The sequence below is a fragment of the Streptomyces seoulensis genome (assembly GCF_022846655.1).
GTDB lineage: Bacteria > Actinomycetota > Actinomycetes > Streptomycetales > Streptomycetaceae > Streptomyces.
The window spans coordinates 2,624,200-2,637,074 of sequence record NZ_AP025667.1; the positions used below are offsets into that span (position 1 = coordinate 2,624,200).

12 protein-coding genes are annotated in these 12,875 nt (G+C 71.4%); 8 read left to right on the forward strand and 4 right to left on the reverse strand.

What is annotated here, in order from left to right:
* Positions 1-87: 87 nt before the first annotated feature.
* Positions 88-801 carry a response regulator transcription factor gene (locus tag HEK131_RS12240; RefSeq protein ID WP_161151148.1) on the reverse strand — a complete coding sequence of 238 codons (714 nt, stop codon included), beginning with the start codon at positions 799-801 and terminating at the stop codon, positions 88-90.
* Positions 802-1,018: 217 nt separating this feature from the next.
* Between HEK131_RS12240 and HEK131_RS12245 the strand changes: the two genes are divergently transcribed.
* Both HEK131_RS12245 and HEK131_RS12250 read left to right on the forward strand, forming a co-directional pair.
* On the forward strand, positions 1,019-2,365 hold the full coding sequence (locus HEK131_RS12245) for a COG1470 family protein (RefSeq protein WP_244334882.1): 1,347 nt from the start codon (positions 1,019-1,021) through the stop codon (positions 2,363-2,365).
* 259 nt (positions 2,366-2,624) lie between these two features.
* The gene (locus HEK131_RS12250; protein WP_244334885.1) at positions 2,625-3,860 is read left to right on the forward strand and encodes a hypothetical protein; all 1,236 of its coding nucleotides are present in this window, start codon (positions 2,625-2,627) and stop codon (positions 3,858-3,860) included.
* Between the two features lie 24 nt (positions 3,861-3,884).
* On the opposite strand, the gene HEK131_RS12255 is transcribed toward HEK131_RS12250, so the two are convergent.
* Positions 3,885-5,561: an eCIS core domain-containing protein gene (locus HEK131_RS12255; protein ID WP_244334888.1), complete on the reverse strand. Its 1,677-nt coding sequence runs from the start codon at positions 5,559-5,561 to the stop codon at positions 3,885-3,887.
* Between the two features lie 297 nt (positions 5,562-5,858).
* On the opposite strand from HEK131_RS12255, the gene HEK131_RS12260 reads away from it, so the two are divergent.
* From HEK131_RS12260 to HEK131_RS12270, 3 genes are all read left to right on the forward strand, one after another.
* Positions 5,859-7,067, forward strand: a complete 1,209-nt coding sequence (locus HEK131_RS12260; protein ID WP_254641747.1) for a cytochrome P450 — start codon at positions 5,859-5,861, stop codon at positions 7,065-7,067.
* Positions 7,068-7,181: 114 nt separating this feature from the next.
* Positions 7,182-8,480, forward strand: coding sequence for a molybdopterin-dependent oxidoreductase (locus HEK131_RS12265; RefSeq protein WP_432215698.1), 1,299 nt, complete (start codon positions 7,182-7,184; stop codon positions 8,478-8,480).
* Complete coding sequence (locus HEK131_RS12270) at positions 8,477-9,013, forward strand: hypothetical protein (protein WP_244334894.1); 537 nt, start codon at positions 8,477-8,479, stop codon at positions 9,011-9,013. Before HEK131_RS12265 ends, HEK131_RS12270 begins: the two co-directional genes overlap by 4 nt.
* A 23-nt stretch (positions 9,014-9,036) precedes the next feature.
* Here HEK131_RS12270 and HEK131_RS12275 read toward each other — a convergent pair whose 3' ends face one another.
* On the reverse strand, positions 9,037-9,477 hold the full coding sequence (locus HEK131_RS12275; RefSeq protein WP_244334896.1) for a GtrA family protein: 441 nt from the start codon (positions 9,475-9,477) through the stop codon (positions 9,037-9,039).
* Positions 9,478-9,793: 316 nt separating this feature from the next.
* Between HEK131_RS12275 and HEK131_RS12280 the strand changes: the two genes are divergently transcribed.
* The 3 genes from HEK131_RS12280 (at position 9,794) to HEK131_RS12290 (ending at position 11,168) form a co-directional block, all read left to right on the forward strand.
* Positions 9,794-10,450: a class I SAM-dependent methyltransferase gene (locus HEK131_RS12280; RefSeq protein ID WP_244334898.1), complete on the forward strand. Its 657-nt coding sequence runs from the start codon at positions 9,794-9,796 to the stop codon at positions 10,448-10,450.
* Positions 10,451-10,527: 77 nt separating this feature from the next.
* A complete protein-coding gene (locus HEK131_RS12285; RefSeq protein ID WP_244334900.1) occupies positions 10,528-10,773 on the forward strand; it encodes a hypothetical protein in 246 nt (81 codons plus the stop codon).
* Positions 10,774-10,826: 53 nt separating this feature from the next.
* A complete protein-coding gene (locus tag HEK131_RS12290; RefSeq protein WP_244334902.1) occupies positions 10,827-11,168 on the forward strand; it encodes a LysE family translocator in 342 nt (113 codons plus the stop codon).
* A gap of 51 nt (positions 11,169-11,219) precedes the next feature.
* Here the strand turns inward: HEK131_RS12290 and HEK131_RS12295 are convergent, their stop codons facing one another.
* Positions 11,220-12,815, reverse strand: a complete 1,596-nt coding sequence (locus tag HEK131_RS12295; RefSeq protein ID WP_244334905.1) for a sensor histidine kinase — start codon at positions 12,813-12,815, stop codon at positions 11,220-11,222.
* Positions 12,816-12,875: the final 60 nt, after the last annotated feature.

The window sequence follows — 12,875 nt, forward strand, 5'->3', positions numbered from 1 at the left end:
GTGCGGCAGGGCCGTCGGGACGCTCTCGGGGGAAGGGGCGGAGGGGCTTTCGGGCAGTGTGCCGACAGCCGATGGTCAATACACCTGTCAGATCAAGCCGTTACGCAGGGCATAGCCCACCGCGTGGGCACGGTTGCGGAGCTGCAGCCGGGTGATCACCTCGTGCAGCACGTTCTTCACCGTGCGCTCCGAGTACGAGGTCTTGCGGGCGATCTCGCCGGTGTCCAGCCCTTCGGCCACCAGTCGCAGCATCTCCGTCTCGCGCGGCGCGAGCGTGGACAGCGACGCCGCCCGCGGATCGAGCGGCGAGCGCTGCATGCTGCCCACATGCGTGAGGAGTTTGGCGAGCAGATCACCGGGCAGCATGCCTTCTCCGTTGGCTATGGCGAGGACCAGACGCAGCAGCCGGTCCTGGTCGGCCTCGGCGCGGCGGAGCACCGCGGCGACACCGCTGTCTATGGCGCGCTGGAGGGCGTCACCCGACTCGAAGGTGCCGACCACCAGGCCGGTACGGGTCGCCGAGTCGTGGCGCAGCCGGTTCAGCAGCGCCGACGTCTCGTCGTCCACCGTGTCGACGGTGATCAGGGAGACCTGGGCGCTGTCGGCCGACCCGGCGTCGACGAACTCGATCTCGGGGCGCTGGCGCAACTGGTGCACGATGCCGACGTAGAGGACGGGATCGGGGGCGTAGACGGTGACGGACACCCGCTCGGGCCGTCCGGCGGGGGTGGTCCAGGGAGCGGTGTGGGCCGCGGGGGCCGCGGTGGCGGGACGATTGGCCTGAGGGCAGCTCGTGGTCATGAGTCCTGTTTCCGTCGAAACGTGTGGGGGGTGGAGCGGCGCGCCGTGGAGCAACGTGCGGGACCGAGCGGCGGAAGTCGGCCCGCGCACCGTCTTCGAGGGCCAACTGAGGCCATCCGGAGGGGAGTCGGAGAGAGCTGTCCGGGGCACGAGCGCTGCCCGTGGGCTTGCCCTCGCGTCTCTCGGAGGAGAAGGGGCCGCGTCATACGGTCACCGTGTGACGTCTCCAGCACCCACCCCAAGCCCCGGCGCGCCCGGTTCCGACATCCCCGCGGTGTCGGTGACGCCCGGCGGCCTCGCCACCACCACCCTGACCGTCCGCAACGACAGCGACATCGTCGAGGCATACGGCCTCGAGGTGGTCGGCGAGTGCGCGGCCTGGGCCACGGTGGAGCCCGCGCGCGTGTCCCTCTATCCGGGCACCTCCGAGACGGTGACCATCCGCCTCGAACCCCCGAGGTCCCCCGAGGTCCGGGCCGGTGAGCTGCCGCTCGCCGTGCGCGTGCTGCCGACGGAGCACCCCGAGGCGGTACGGGTGCCCGAATCGACCGTCCACGTCGAGGAGTTCAGGCAACTGCGCGCGGAGATCGCTCCGCGCCGGCGCCGGGGCTGGCTGCGCGGCCGCTACCGCCTCGCCCTGCGCAACGAGGGCAACAGCCCGGTCACGCTGGGCTTCACCCCCGCCCAGCCCGGCGAGGAACTGCGCTTCACCGTCAAGCCGGCCGAACAGAAGCTGGAGCCGGGCGAGTCCGCCGAGGTGGGCCTGCGGGCGCGCATCGGCAAGCCCGTGTGGTTCGGCGCCCCCGTCATCTGGCCCTTCACGGTCACCGTCGCCGAGACGGCGGAACCCGACTCGGCGCGGCCGGAGCCGGCCGACACCATCCGCACGCCGCTGGACGCGGAGTTCGTGCAGATCCCGGTGTTCCCCAAGTGGCTGCTCGCCGTACTCGCCGCTCTGGTCGCCCTGCTCCTCGCCTGGTTCACCCTCGTGCGGCCCGCCGTGCGCAGTGCCGCCAAGGAGGCGGCCGACGAGGTCGTCCAGCAGCGGCCCACCCCTGGCGGCGACGAGCAGTCGGGGCAGGGCACCGGCAGTGGCGGCGGCCGGCCCGGCACCGGCAGCGGCGGCGCGGGCACCCAGCCGGGCACCGGTGGCGGCGGCGCGGGCACCGAGACCGGTCCGGACGGTGGCGGCGGCGGTGTCGCCGGTGGCCAGCAGGGCTCGGCCACCATCGACGTGCAGACGGCCGGCGGTGCGGACAAGACCGGCACCTACAAGGTCCCCGAGGGCAAGGTGTTCGGGATCACCGACATCGTCGTCGCCAACTTCCAAGGCGACGAAGGGGTGTTGACGATCAACTTCGGCGAGCGGAAGATCACGACGATCGCGCTGGAGACCTTCCGCAACCAGGACTATCACTGGGTCACCCCCATCAGGATCGCCGCGAACGACACGGTCACCGCCCAGGTCACCTGCGCCAAGCCGGGCACCCCGGCCACCGGCAGGCGGGCACAGGAGTGTCATGAGGTGCTCAACGTCAGCGGGGTGCTCAGTAGCACCAGGTGACAAGGGCGTCACGGACATGCTCACGGACACGCGCCGTGATGCAAAGCCGCGACAGGGCCGGGCGTTCGGAAAACGGACCCCCGGCCCTGTCGGTCATGTGACCGATTTACTCAGCTATGTTCGGGTGTCTTGGCTGAATTTCTCTCGGTAACCGCGTGTAGGCGCGATTCACGACGAATAAAACTTGGCTTGATCTCCTCTCCCTACCGGAGCGGGGTCACCTTCATGATCCGGTTCCGCTCGAGTGGGGTGAGGGAGCGTGTTGCGCAGGCACAGGCACGGGACGGACCGGGACGGAACGCACGGCACCGACGCGACACGACCGGGGACCGGCGCACCGGCCGCGCCCCTCCTGGCGCTCCAGCGGTCGGCGGGCAACGCCGCGGTGTCCCGCCTGGTCGAGCACGCCCGGTCGGAGGAGGTCGTGCAGCGGTCGCCCGAATCCTCGCGGCCGCCCTCGCGCGCCTCCCAGAAGTCCGAGGAGTCACAGCGGAGCGAGAACTCCCAGGCGTCCGCCCACTCGATGACGCCGGCCGACCGGCGGCAGATCAAGTTCACCCAGGACAAGGCCGAACTCCTCCGGCGCGTCGGCAGGATCAAGGCGCTGACGGAGATGGACGGCTTCATGTCCGGCATCGAGGGCTTCCTCGACAACATCGAGGCCGACATGAGGGCCGGGCAGCCCACCGGGGTGGACGAGGGCGCCATCAGCCGGATCATCACCGGATTCCATGACCCCCGGGTGCAGGGTCATCGCGTCCAGTACTCCTGGTACGCCCAGCAGCAGGACAAGGAGGGCTTCCAGGAGTCGCTCGACCGGGTCGCCGCCGCCTCGGCCGAACACGGGCAGCTCTGGGCCAAGATGAACTCCGCCATTCCCACGGAGGACGCGAGCGTGGGCCGGGGCGTGGTCCTCGAGGCGTCCGTCCAGGGCCGCATCTTCGACGGCCTCCTCTTCGGACTGCCCACCTGGAGCGCCTCCGATGCCCTCGCCGCGCTCTGGAAGCGCCTGTCGACGACGTACGTGCAGGCCCTCACCGGCACCGTCACCGCCCACGCCCTGGACGGCACCGTAGGCAACAGCGTGCTCAGCACCCTGGAGTGGCCCGAGCTGCGTCAGCGGATCGCCGACGGTGCGGTGGACGGACTGGTCTTCGTCGTCTACCACTCCCATGACGACCCGTCGGGCGGCCCGGCCGTCCTCGAACCGGTCGAGAGCTTCCACGTCCGTACGCAGAAGGAGTTCGAGGACCTGCCCCAGGCGCCGACCGACCAGGCATGGCGCGACAAGCAGAGCGTCATCGACCAGGAGCAGCGCGGTGCCCTCGCCGACATCCACTCGCGCGAGGAGGAGATCGCCGCCCTCGACGTGTTCGTCAGCGAACTGTTCCGCAGTCACGGGCGTGACCTGCGTTTCCGGGACACCAGCACCCCGCCCAACACGCGGGCGGGCTCCGCCCGTGAATCGCCCCGGTCGGGCTCGCCCGGCGCCTGAACGCGGCGCCGGGCGAAGCCGGGCTCAGGGAGAGGTCGACATCTGGTCGTCGGACCCCTGGTACTCGTCCCCGCTGCTCTGCGAGTCGAAGGTCATCGTCAGGAACGGCTGCCCCGGCGACTGGGACCCCTCGGACATCTCCACGTCCGAACTGCTCGACGAGCTGGAGTCGCTGTCCGGCGACGGGCCCGGAGCGTCGTGCAGCGTGTAGGTGGCCGTGTCACCCGTACCGTGCTGGGTGACCAGGTCCGCCGCCACGAACTTCTCGATCTGCTTCTTGCGGCGGTCCGCCGGGATGGTGGACTTGGACATGCCCGCCGCGTGCTGGTCGGCGGCGCCCGCGGCCGGTGTGCCGCCCTGGGCCACCGCGTCGTGGTAGTCGTTGTGCGAGAGCATGTCGGCCCGGTCCACGCCGAGCGCCCGCAGGGCGAACGCGTCCATCTCCGCGCTCGTCAGGACCTCGCCGGAGCGGCGGCCGAGATCCTCCATGGCCTGCTCGTAGAAGAAGAACAGGTCGCTCGGGTCGGCGCCGGACCTGATCAGGTCGTTGGTGTCCGGCTCGTTGTTCCACTGCTTGTAGGGCGCGCCGTCGTGGTAGACGTCGATCCGCGTCGGCACCATCACCGCGCGGTGGTTGCCGTTCGCCGACGCGTAGTGCACCACGAACCGCACGGTGCCCGCGTCCAGATCGGCGAGCGCCTGCTCCATGCGCCGCCACATGCCGGTGCCCTGGTTCAGCGACCACTGCGGGACGATGTTCTTGGGGTCGTCCACGCCGCCGACCTCCAGACCCATGACGTGCCCGCGGTCGTACCCGGCCCCGCCGAACAGGTCCCGCCACACGTCCGCCTCGCTGGGCACCTTCCACTTGTTGGGGCCCGCCTTGCCCTTGTACGCCTGCTGGAGCTTGCGCACCGCGATCGGGTTGGGAGCGGCGGCCCTGCCCTTCGTACCCGTCTTGTGGACCGGGCCGCTCACCTCGTGAGGGCGCTCGATCGGCAGGTCCTGCGCGGTCCCCGCACCCTTCTTCGTCGGCACGTAGTGCGAGACGCGCGCCTTCTCCAGCTTCATGTCCAGCGCGCGCTGCACCATGCCGGGGTCCGCGGCGGCGGCCCGCTGCACCGCGTCCGAGGAGCCGTCCCGCTCCGGCGTGGGCCCCGACATCACCCGGTGCGCGTTGGCCTCCGCGGCCCGCTCGAAACGGTCTCCGGGATCGGACAGGGCGAACCCGTGCCCCGAGTCGGTGCCGGACACCGGCCCTTGGCGCTGCTGCACGACATGCGTCAACTCGTGCGCGAGGGTGTGCTTGTCACCGCCGCCGCGCCCCAGCACGACATGGCTGCCGGCGGTGTAGGCGCGGGCCCCGATCTCGGTGGCGGACCGCTCCGCGTCCGGCCCGCTGTGCACGCGTACGTCCCCGAAGCCGGTACCGAACCGGGCCTCCATCTCCCCGCGCACGGAGGAGTCGAGCGGCCGCCCGGCACCGCGCAGCACCCGGTGCACCGACGACCGCTGGACGGCGGCCGACGCGGCGGCGTTCCCGGCCGACCGCTGGAGCGCCGCGACACTGCCCGGACTCACCGCCCGTTCGGGCCCGGCCGGCACGACGGCATCCGTCCGGGGCGCCGGACCCGCGCTCCGCCCTTCGGCCGCCTCGTCGCCCCGGCCGCCCTGCCGGCTCCGCCGCTGGTGCGCCACCATCTCCCACCTTCCGTCGCGTGGCTCCATCGTGGACGCGACCCGCACCGGGACGCCAGGGCGGGTGAGGCACCACTCGGGCAGAGGGGCTGCCCTCACGCGCGGCGCGGGGCCGTCCGGCAGAACCTGGTCCGTCAGCGTGGCGTGGCGGCTTCCGAAGTTCCGTGGTGCCCGGCCACACTCTGATCGCGCCTACTCTGCGTAACCAACGGGCTCCCGGCGACACCGCGTACAGCCCGCGGGTCCGTCACGCCGTGGACGCCACCGATCCCGTACCCGTTCCGAACCCGGAGGAGACGACTGGTGCCCAGCGACAAAAGGGCCGTCGAGTGTCCGTTCGACTTCAGTGACGCACTCGAGTTCGATCCCGCGCTCGCTGACCTGATGCGACGGGACTCCCCTGCCCGGATCAAGCTTCCCTACGGAGACGCCGACGCCTGGCTCGTCACCGGATTCGACGCCGTCAAGAGGGTGACCACGGACCCCCGGCTGAGCCGGGCCGGGATCACCGCCCACGACTACCCCCGGCTGACGCCGGAGCCCATCGTCTCGCCCGAGTCGATCAACGTCATGGACCCGCCGCACAGCAGTCGTGTCCGCCAACTGGCCTCGCAGGCGTTCACCCAGCAGCGGGCCGACGAGATGCGGCCCCGGATCGTCCGGCTCGCGGACAGCCTCCTGGACGAGATGGAGGAGCAGGGGCCGCCGGCCGACCTGGTGGAGATCCTGGCCGACACGCTTCCCCAGCACACCGTCATGGACCTCCTCGGCGTCCCCCGCGAGGACTGGTCCCGCATGCAGGACTCCGTGCGCCGACTGCTGAACGTCGGCGCCGGCACCAAGGAGGCCGCCGCGGCGGCGAAGGCCGACCTCACGTCCTACTTCGGCGAACTCGTCCAGCAGCGCCGGAAGTCGTCGGGCGAGGACCTCATCAGCCTGATGGCCGAGGCCCGCGACGGCGAGGACTGCCTCAGCGACCGGGAACTGGCGGTCACCGCCCTGACCCTGGCACTCAGCGGCCAGGACACGGCGACCTGCCAGATCAGCAACATCGTCTACCTCCTCCTGACCCGCCCCGAACTGGCGGACCACCTCAGGAACCGGCCCGAGGACCTGACCGACGTACTGAACGAGATGCTCCGCTACATCCCGTTCCGCAACGGCGTCGGAATCCCCCGGCTGGCCCTGGAGGACCTGGAACTGGCCGGCGCGCAGATCCGGGCCGGGGACTTCGTCCACGTGTCGTACCTGGCCGCCAACCGTGACCCGGAGCGCTACCCGGACCCGGACGTCATCGACGTCCACCGGCCCAGCCGTCCGCACATGACGTTCGGCTGGGGCGGGCACCGCTGCATCGCGGTGCCCCTCGCCATGGCGGAACTCGAAGTGGCCATCGGGCGGCTCCTGGAGCGCTTCCCCGGACTGCGGCTCGCCGTGCCGCCCGAGGAGGTGCGCTGGGACACCGAGACGATCCGGCGGTTCCCCCTGAAGCTGCCCGTGGCCTGGTGAATCGGCGCTCGTCGCCGTTCGGCCCGCCCTCGCGTGTGGGAGGTGTCCTGGGTGGAGGCGAATGACGGTCGGCCGGAGCGTCCCGACGGCGACTCTCCGCCGCCCCCGTCCAGGGTGCGGCCGGCCGACCGGCTGCGCGCCGCCGCGGACCGGGTCCGGTCCGCGGGGCCGCCGCCGGGGCCGGCCCGTCCGGGCTTCTGGCGCAGTCCGCTGCGGGGTCCCTGGCTGACCGGGGTGTTCGGGCTGGTGCTCCTGGTCGGAATCACGCTGGTCTTCGTGACCGGGCTGCTGTCGTACGCGTCGTACAACCCCGACCTCGCCCCGCGCAACGACCCGACGCCGGACAAGGGCTGGCTGGGTTTCTACCTGTTCACCTGGCCGACGTCGCCGTACTGGCTCTACCGGCTGACGCAGGGTACGCACACCGTCCTCGGCGTGGTGCTGGTGCCGGTGCTGCTGGCGAAGCTGTGGTCGGTCATCCCGAAGTTCTTCGCGTGGCCGCCGGTCCGCTCGGCCGGTCAGGCCCTGGAGCGTCTCTCGCTGCTCCTGCTGGTGGGCGGTGCCGGGTTCACCTTCGCCACCGGGATCCTGAACATCCAGTTGGACTACGTCTTCCCCGGCTCCTTCTACCCCCTGCACTTCTACGGGGCCTGGGTGTTCATCGCCGCCTTCGTCCTCCACGTCGCCTTCCGCCTGTCCCGCGCGGTGCGCGCGGTGCGGGCCGGCCGGGACTTCCAGCCGGCGCCCGGTTCGGACGAGGCGGCGGGGCTCGTGTCGCCGGACCCGGCACCGCCGACGATCTCCCGGCGGGGCGCCGTCGCCATGGTCGGAGCGGGCTCGCTGGCCCTGCTGGCGGTGACGGCGGGTCAGAGCATCGGCGGCTGGTGGCGCAGGACGGCACTGCTCGCCCCGCATGGCCGTGACCCCGGTCCGGGGCCCAACGGCTTCCAGATCAACAAGACCGCGGCCTCGGTCGGCATCCGGCCCAGTGACATCGGCCCGGCGTGGCGGCTGACGGTGCGCGGCGGGGGACGGCAGGTGGTCCTCACCCTGGACATGCTGCGGGCGATGCCCCAGAGCGAGTCGGCGCTGCCGATCGCCTGCGTGGAGGGCTGGTCCACCTCCGACCAGCAGTGGAGCGGCGTCCGCCTCACGGACCTCGCCGGCCTCGTCGGGCTCGGCACCCGGCCCCCGTCGCTCCTGGTGGAATCCGTCCAGCGCGGCGGAGCCTTCTCCTCGGTGGTGCTGGCCGCCAACCAGGTGCGCGACCGGCGGTCGCTGCTCGCGCTGCGGGTCAACGGCGCGGAGCTGTCCCACGACCACGGCTACCCGGCCCGCGTGATCCTCCCGGCGGCCCCGGGCGTGCACAACACCAAGTGGGTCACCCAGCTCGTCTTCGGAGAGCCCTCATGAAGGCCGGGCGCGGTACGGCGGCGGCCTTCCGCCACCGTTACGGGGCGTCACCGCTGCACCTCCTGCTCGTCCTCGCCTCGTTCGCCCTCGCCGTCTACGCCGGGATCAGGCTGCTGGCGGGGGACACGCTGGGGGTGATCATCTGGTTCGTCGGGGCCGCGATGGTCCACGACCTGATCCTGCTGCCCCTCTACTCCGTCACCGACCGAGCCGCCCAGCGCCTGTTCCACGGCGGCCGGGACGCGGGCGAGACCCCCGACCGCCCGAGCGTCAACTACCTCCGCGTGCCGACGTTCGTCGCCGCCGTCCTGCTGCTGGTGTGGTGGCCGCTGATCTTCCGCCAAGGAGGCCGATACACCGCCGACACCAGCCTCTCCGCCGACGGATTCCTCACCCGCTGGCTGCTGATCGCCGCCGCCCTGTACCTCGCCTCGGCCACCGTCCTGCTCACGCGGACCTGGCTACGCCTGCGCCCGCAGCGCAAGCAGCGACGGGCCCAGGCGCGAGCGCGCAGGGCGGCGAAGAGTGAGTGATCGGGCCGCGGCGACCTCTGGGCTCAGGAGCCGCGCCCGAAGACGACCAGCCGGAGCACGGTGAAGCGCAGGACGGTCACCAGGGCGAAGCCTGCCACCAGCACACAGGTCTCCGCCGCGGGCGAGGCATGGGGCCTCACGTGGCGGAAGAGCAGGACCAGGCCGGTGGTGACCAGGTAGGCCAGGACGAACAGGGCGCCCGCCGCCAGTTGTGCCCGGAGGACGCCGACCGGGGAACCGCGGAAGGTCAGCCGCCGGTTCGCCTCGGTGTTGAGGACGGTGATGACGGCGAGCGAGGCGAGATTGGCCACCGGCGGAGAGGCGCCGTGGCGCAGCAGCCAGTAGAGCAGCGCCTGACCCGCCGTTGAGGCGACGCCGATCACGACGAACCAGCCGGCCTGCGCGGGCAGCGTGGCGCGGCCTGGGCCGGTGGAGATCTGGCGTCGTGTGCTGAAGCGTCGCACCCGTCCATCATGAGGTCCGAGGGCGAGGACCTGGGGGATCGCCCCGAGCGGCGATTGGGCCGTTCGGCCGCGGCCCGGAACCCGTTCGCGGCTCCGGGCCGGACAGCCGCCCCGGCCTGTGACAGCTTTGAGGTGCCCTGTCGGCAGACAGGGGTCGTGGCACAGAGCCGTCCCCTCGTGAAAGCGGCCCAGGGAACCGGAGGAGATACCCGATGGCAAGTGGCGCGAGGCCATCGGGTCCGGCCCCGTCCGGAGCGTCGCCGACCAGCGTGCTGAGCGCACTCTCCGGGCCCGCCCCAGCCCACGGCACCACCCCATGACGACCGACGAGGACCGGCTGCACGGCGGCGACGAGGATCCGTACGCGCTGGCTCTGAGACCTGGGCGCGGCCCGGTGTACCTGCGGTCGGCGGACGGGCGCAGGATCCGGATGCCGGTGCACCGCTGGTACGCCCGGCCCACCATGGCCGACAAGACCGTGCTGGAACGCTGCGTCGGTCCCGTTCTGGACGTCGGCTGCGGGCCGGGCCGGCTGTGCCGAGAGCTCCTCGGCCGGGGAGTCCTCGCCCTCGGGGTCGACATCGCCCCGCGCGCGGTCGCCCTGACCACCGCCCTGGGCGGACTCGCGCTCTGCCGCTCCGTCTTCGACCGGCTGCCGGCCGAGACCGGCTGGCAGACCGTTCTGCTCATCGACGGCAACATCGGCATCGGCGGCGATCCGCGCGGCCTGCTGCGCCGCTGCGGCGCCCTCATCGCCCCGACCGGGCGTCTCGTCATCGAGGTCGTCTGCCAGGACGTCGAAGAGTTCTTCACCGCCCGGTTCGAAGACATCCACGGACACAACGGCCCCATGTTCCCCTGGGCGCGACTCGGACTCCGCGCGCTCCACGGAGCCGCCGAGGACCTCGGCCTGCGCGTCACCGACCAGTGGATGAGCGGACGCCGCTGCTTCGCGGCCCTCGCGCACCGGTGAAGTCTCTCCCCGGACCACTCCTCACCCGGCAGAGGGTCCCGACCAATCCGCGCTCGCTACGGATACGGATTCCCCGCGTGAAGGAAGACAGGGTGCCCGCCCGCGCGCCCCGAGCGCCGCAGAACGGCAGCCGCATGGATCACGAGCCGTCCTGGACCACTCCACCCGCCAACGCCTTCGTCCCCGTGCCGGGCTGCTGGATCTGTGCCCTGCTGGCAGGCGTGGCCCGCAGCGCGTGGCGCGGTGAAGACGGCCTGACACCCCGCGACTGGCTTTCGGTGACCGCCAGCGGCATGCTCCATCGCATGACGGCCCACGACTGATCAGGGCGGTGTCACCAGGCTTACAGGGTAGGCAAGTTGGGCCGTCCTCCGCAGTGTGCGCCTGGCTGACCTTCCTCTGCTCGACATGGTGCGCGACCTCGCGGGAATGGCGCTCACGCCGGGTCGGTCTCAAAGCTGTCGGCGCGGCCTACCTCGCGTACCTGGCCTGGCAGACGCTCAGGCAGGGAAGACGCGGGTTGTTCGAGCCGCGCAGTCCCCAGCGCGACTCGCACCGGAAACTGCCGCAGACGGGGCCGATCACCGACCTGCCCAACCCGAAGGCCGCCATCCCGTACGTCGCGCTCATCCCGCAGTTCATCGATCCCGCACGCGGCCACACCACGGCCCAGGGCTTCACCCTCGCCCGGGAGGTCCCGGCCCGCGCGCGGGCTTGACCTCTCCCTGGGCCAGGTCGTCGGCGCCCCGCCCATGACTGGCACGCGTCGCTACAGCTCGTACTGCGCCACCGCGCCGGAATCCACGTCCTGGGACTTGCCCGGCTCCGGTGGCCTGTTCGCCAGGGTGAACACGATGCGGGCGCCGCCGGTGTGTTCGAGGTCGACGAAGATGGTTCCACCGTGGAACTCGACGATCTTCTTGCACATCGCGAGACCGATGCCGCTTCCCTGGTACCGGTCCTTGGTGTGCAGCCGCTGGAAGATCACGAACACCTGCTCGGCGTACTCGGCCGCGATGCCGATGCCGTTGTCGGTGACGGCGAACCGCCAGAAGTCACCATCCTGCTCCGCGGAGATGTGGACAGCGGGCGTCTCGCCGGGGCGGCGGAACTTGATGGCGTTGCCGATCAGGTTCTGCCACAGCATGCCCATCTGCGTGGAGTCGGCGAACAGCGTCGGCAGTTCGTCCCGCGTGATCACCGCCCCCGACTCCTCGATGCTGACGCTGATCGCGGTGAGGGTCCGCTTCATCACCGTGTTGAGGTCGACGCTCTGGTGGGCGTGATGGACGCGGCCCACGCGGGAGAAGTCGAGCAGGTCGTTGATGAGGGTCTGCATGCGGTTCGCGCCGTCGACCGCGAAGTCGATGTACTGATCCGCCCGGCCGTCGAGCTGCCCGCCGTACCGCCGTTGGAGCAACTGGGTGAAGCTGGACACCTTCCGCAGGGGTTCCTGCAGGTCGTGCGAGGCCACGTACGCGAACTGCTCCAGCTCCGCGTTGGACCGCTTGAGGTCGGCGGACTGCGCGTCCAGCCGCAGACGGGCCTCCTCGGTGAACTCCAGTTCCCGCACCAGCCGTCGGCGCATGGACTCGATCTCGCCGCCGAGCTGTCGCAGGTCGGCGGGGCCGGTCGGGGTGATCGGATGGCCGAATTCGCCTTCCGCGATGGTCCGCGCGTCCGCCCCGATCCGCTCCAGGGGCTCTGTGATACCCCGGCGCAACGCCTCGGAGACGATCACCGCGAGGGCCACGATGACGGCCGCGATGGCGGTGAAGATCCAGTTCCGCATTCGCATCGTGGAGGCCAGCTCCGCCCTGGCCGACACGCGTTCGGCGCGCAGCCGGTCCTGCTGGGCGGTCATGGCCGTCCGCATGGCGTCGAAGTCCACCTTGCCCTCGGCCGCGTTCTTGGCGGCGAGCGGCGAGGACTTGCCGGGCGCCGAGGACGCGATCGGCCGCGCGATCCGCGCCTGCCACCTCTCGATACGGTCCTCGACCGCCTCGAGATCACGCAGGCGTGCGGCGTTGCCGTCGAGGAGCTTCGTCAGGCTCTCCGTGTAGGTCTTCTGCTGGCTCAGCCCCCGCCGGTACGGCTCGAGGAAGTCCGTGGAACCGGTGAGCCCGTAACCGCGGATCCCCGTCTCCTGGTTGAGCAACGCCGATTCGAGCCGGATCGAGGTCGTCAACGCGGGGGACTTCACGTCCACGAGGTTGTTGCTGATCGACGCACTCCGGTCCAGGACCCAGGCCCCGGTCGCCCCCAGCAGCACCAGGACGGACATCGCGACGGTGACGCCGAGACGAAGCCAGCGCCGGGTCGTCCACTCGGACGGCACATGCGGCGGTCTCTCATCGACGGCCATGGTCTGTCTCCTCCGCAGTGACGGTGCGCTCACAGCGGCGCAGCCACACCTTAGAGGACG

Excerpts from the sequence above, each read along its gene's own strand:
- HEK131_RS12240 (WP_161151148.1), bottom strand. The coding sequence starts at position 801 with ATGACCACGAGCTGCCCTCAGGCCAATCGTCCCGCCACCGCGGCCCCC.
- HEK131_RS12255 (WP_244334888.1), bottom strand. The coding sequence starts at position 5,561 with ATGGTGGCGCACCAGCGGCGGAGCCGGCAGGGCGGCCGGGGCGACGAG.
- HEK131_RS12270 (WP_244334894.1), top strand. The coding sequence starts at position 8,477 with ATGAAGGCCGGGCGCGGTACGGCGGCGGCCTTCCGCCACCGTTACGGG.
- HEK131_RS12280 (WP_244334898.1), top strand. The coding sequence starts at position 9,794 with ATGACGACCGACGAGGACCGGCTGCACGGCGGCGACGAGGATCCGTAC.
- HEK131_RS12295 (WP_244334905.1), bottom strand. The coding sequence starts at position 12,815 with ATGGCCGTCGATGAGAGACCGCCGCATGTGCCGTCCGAGTGGACGACC.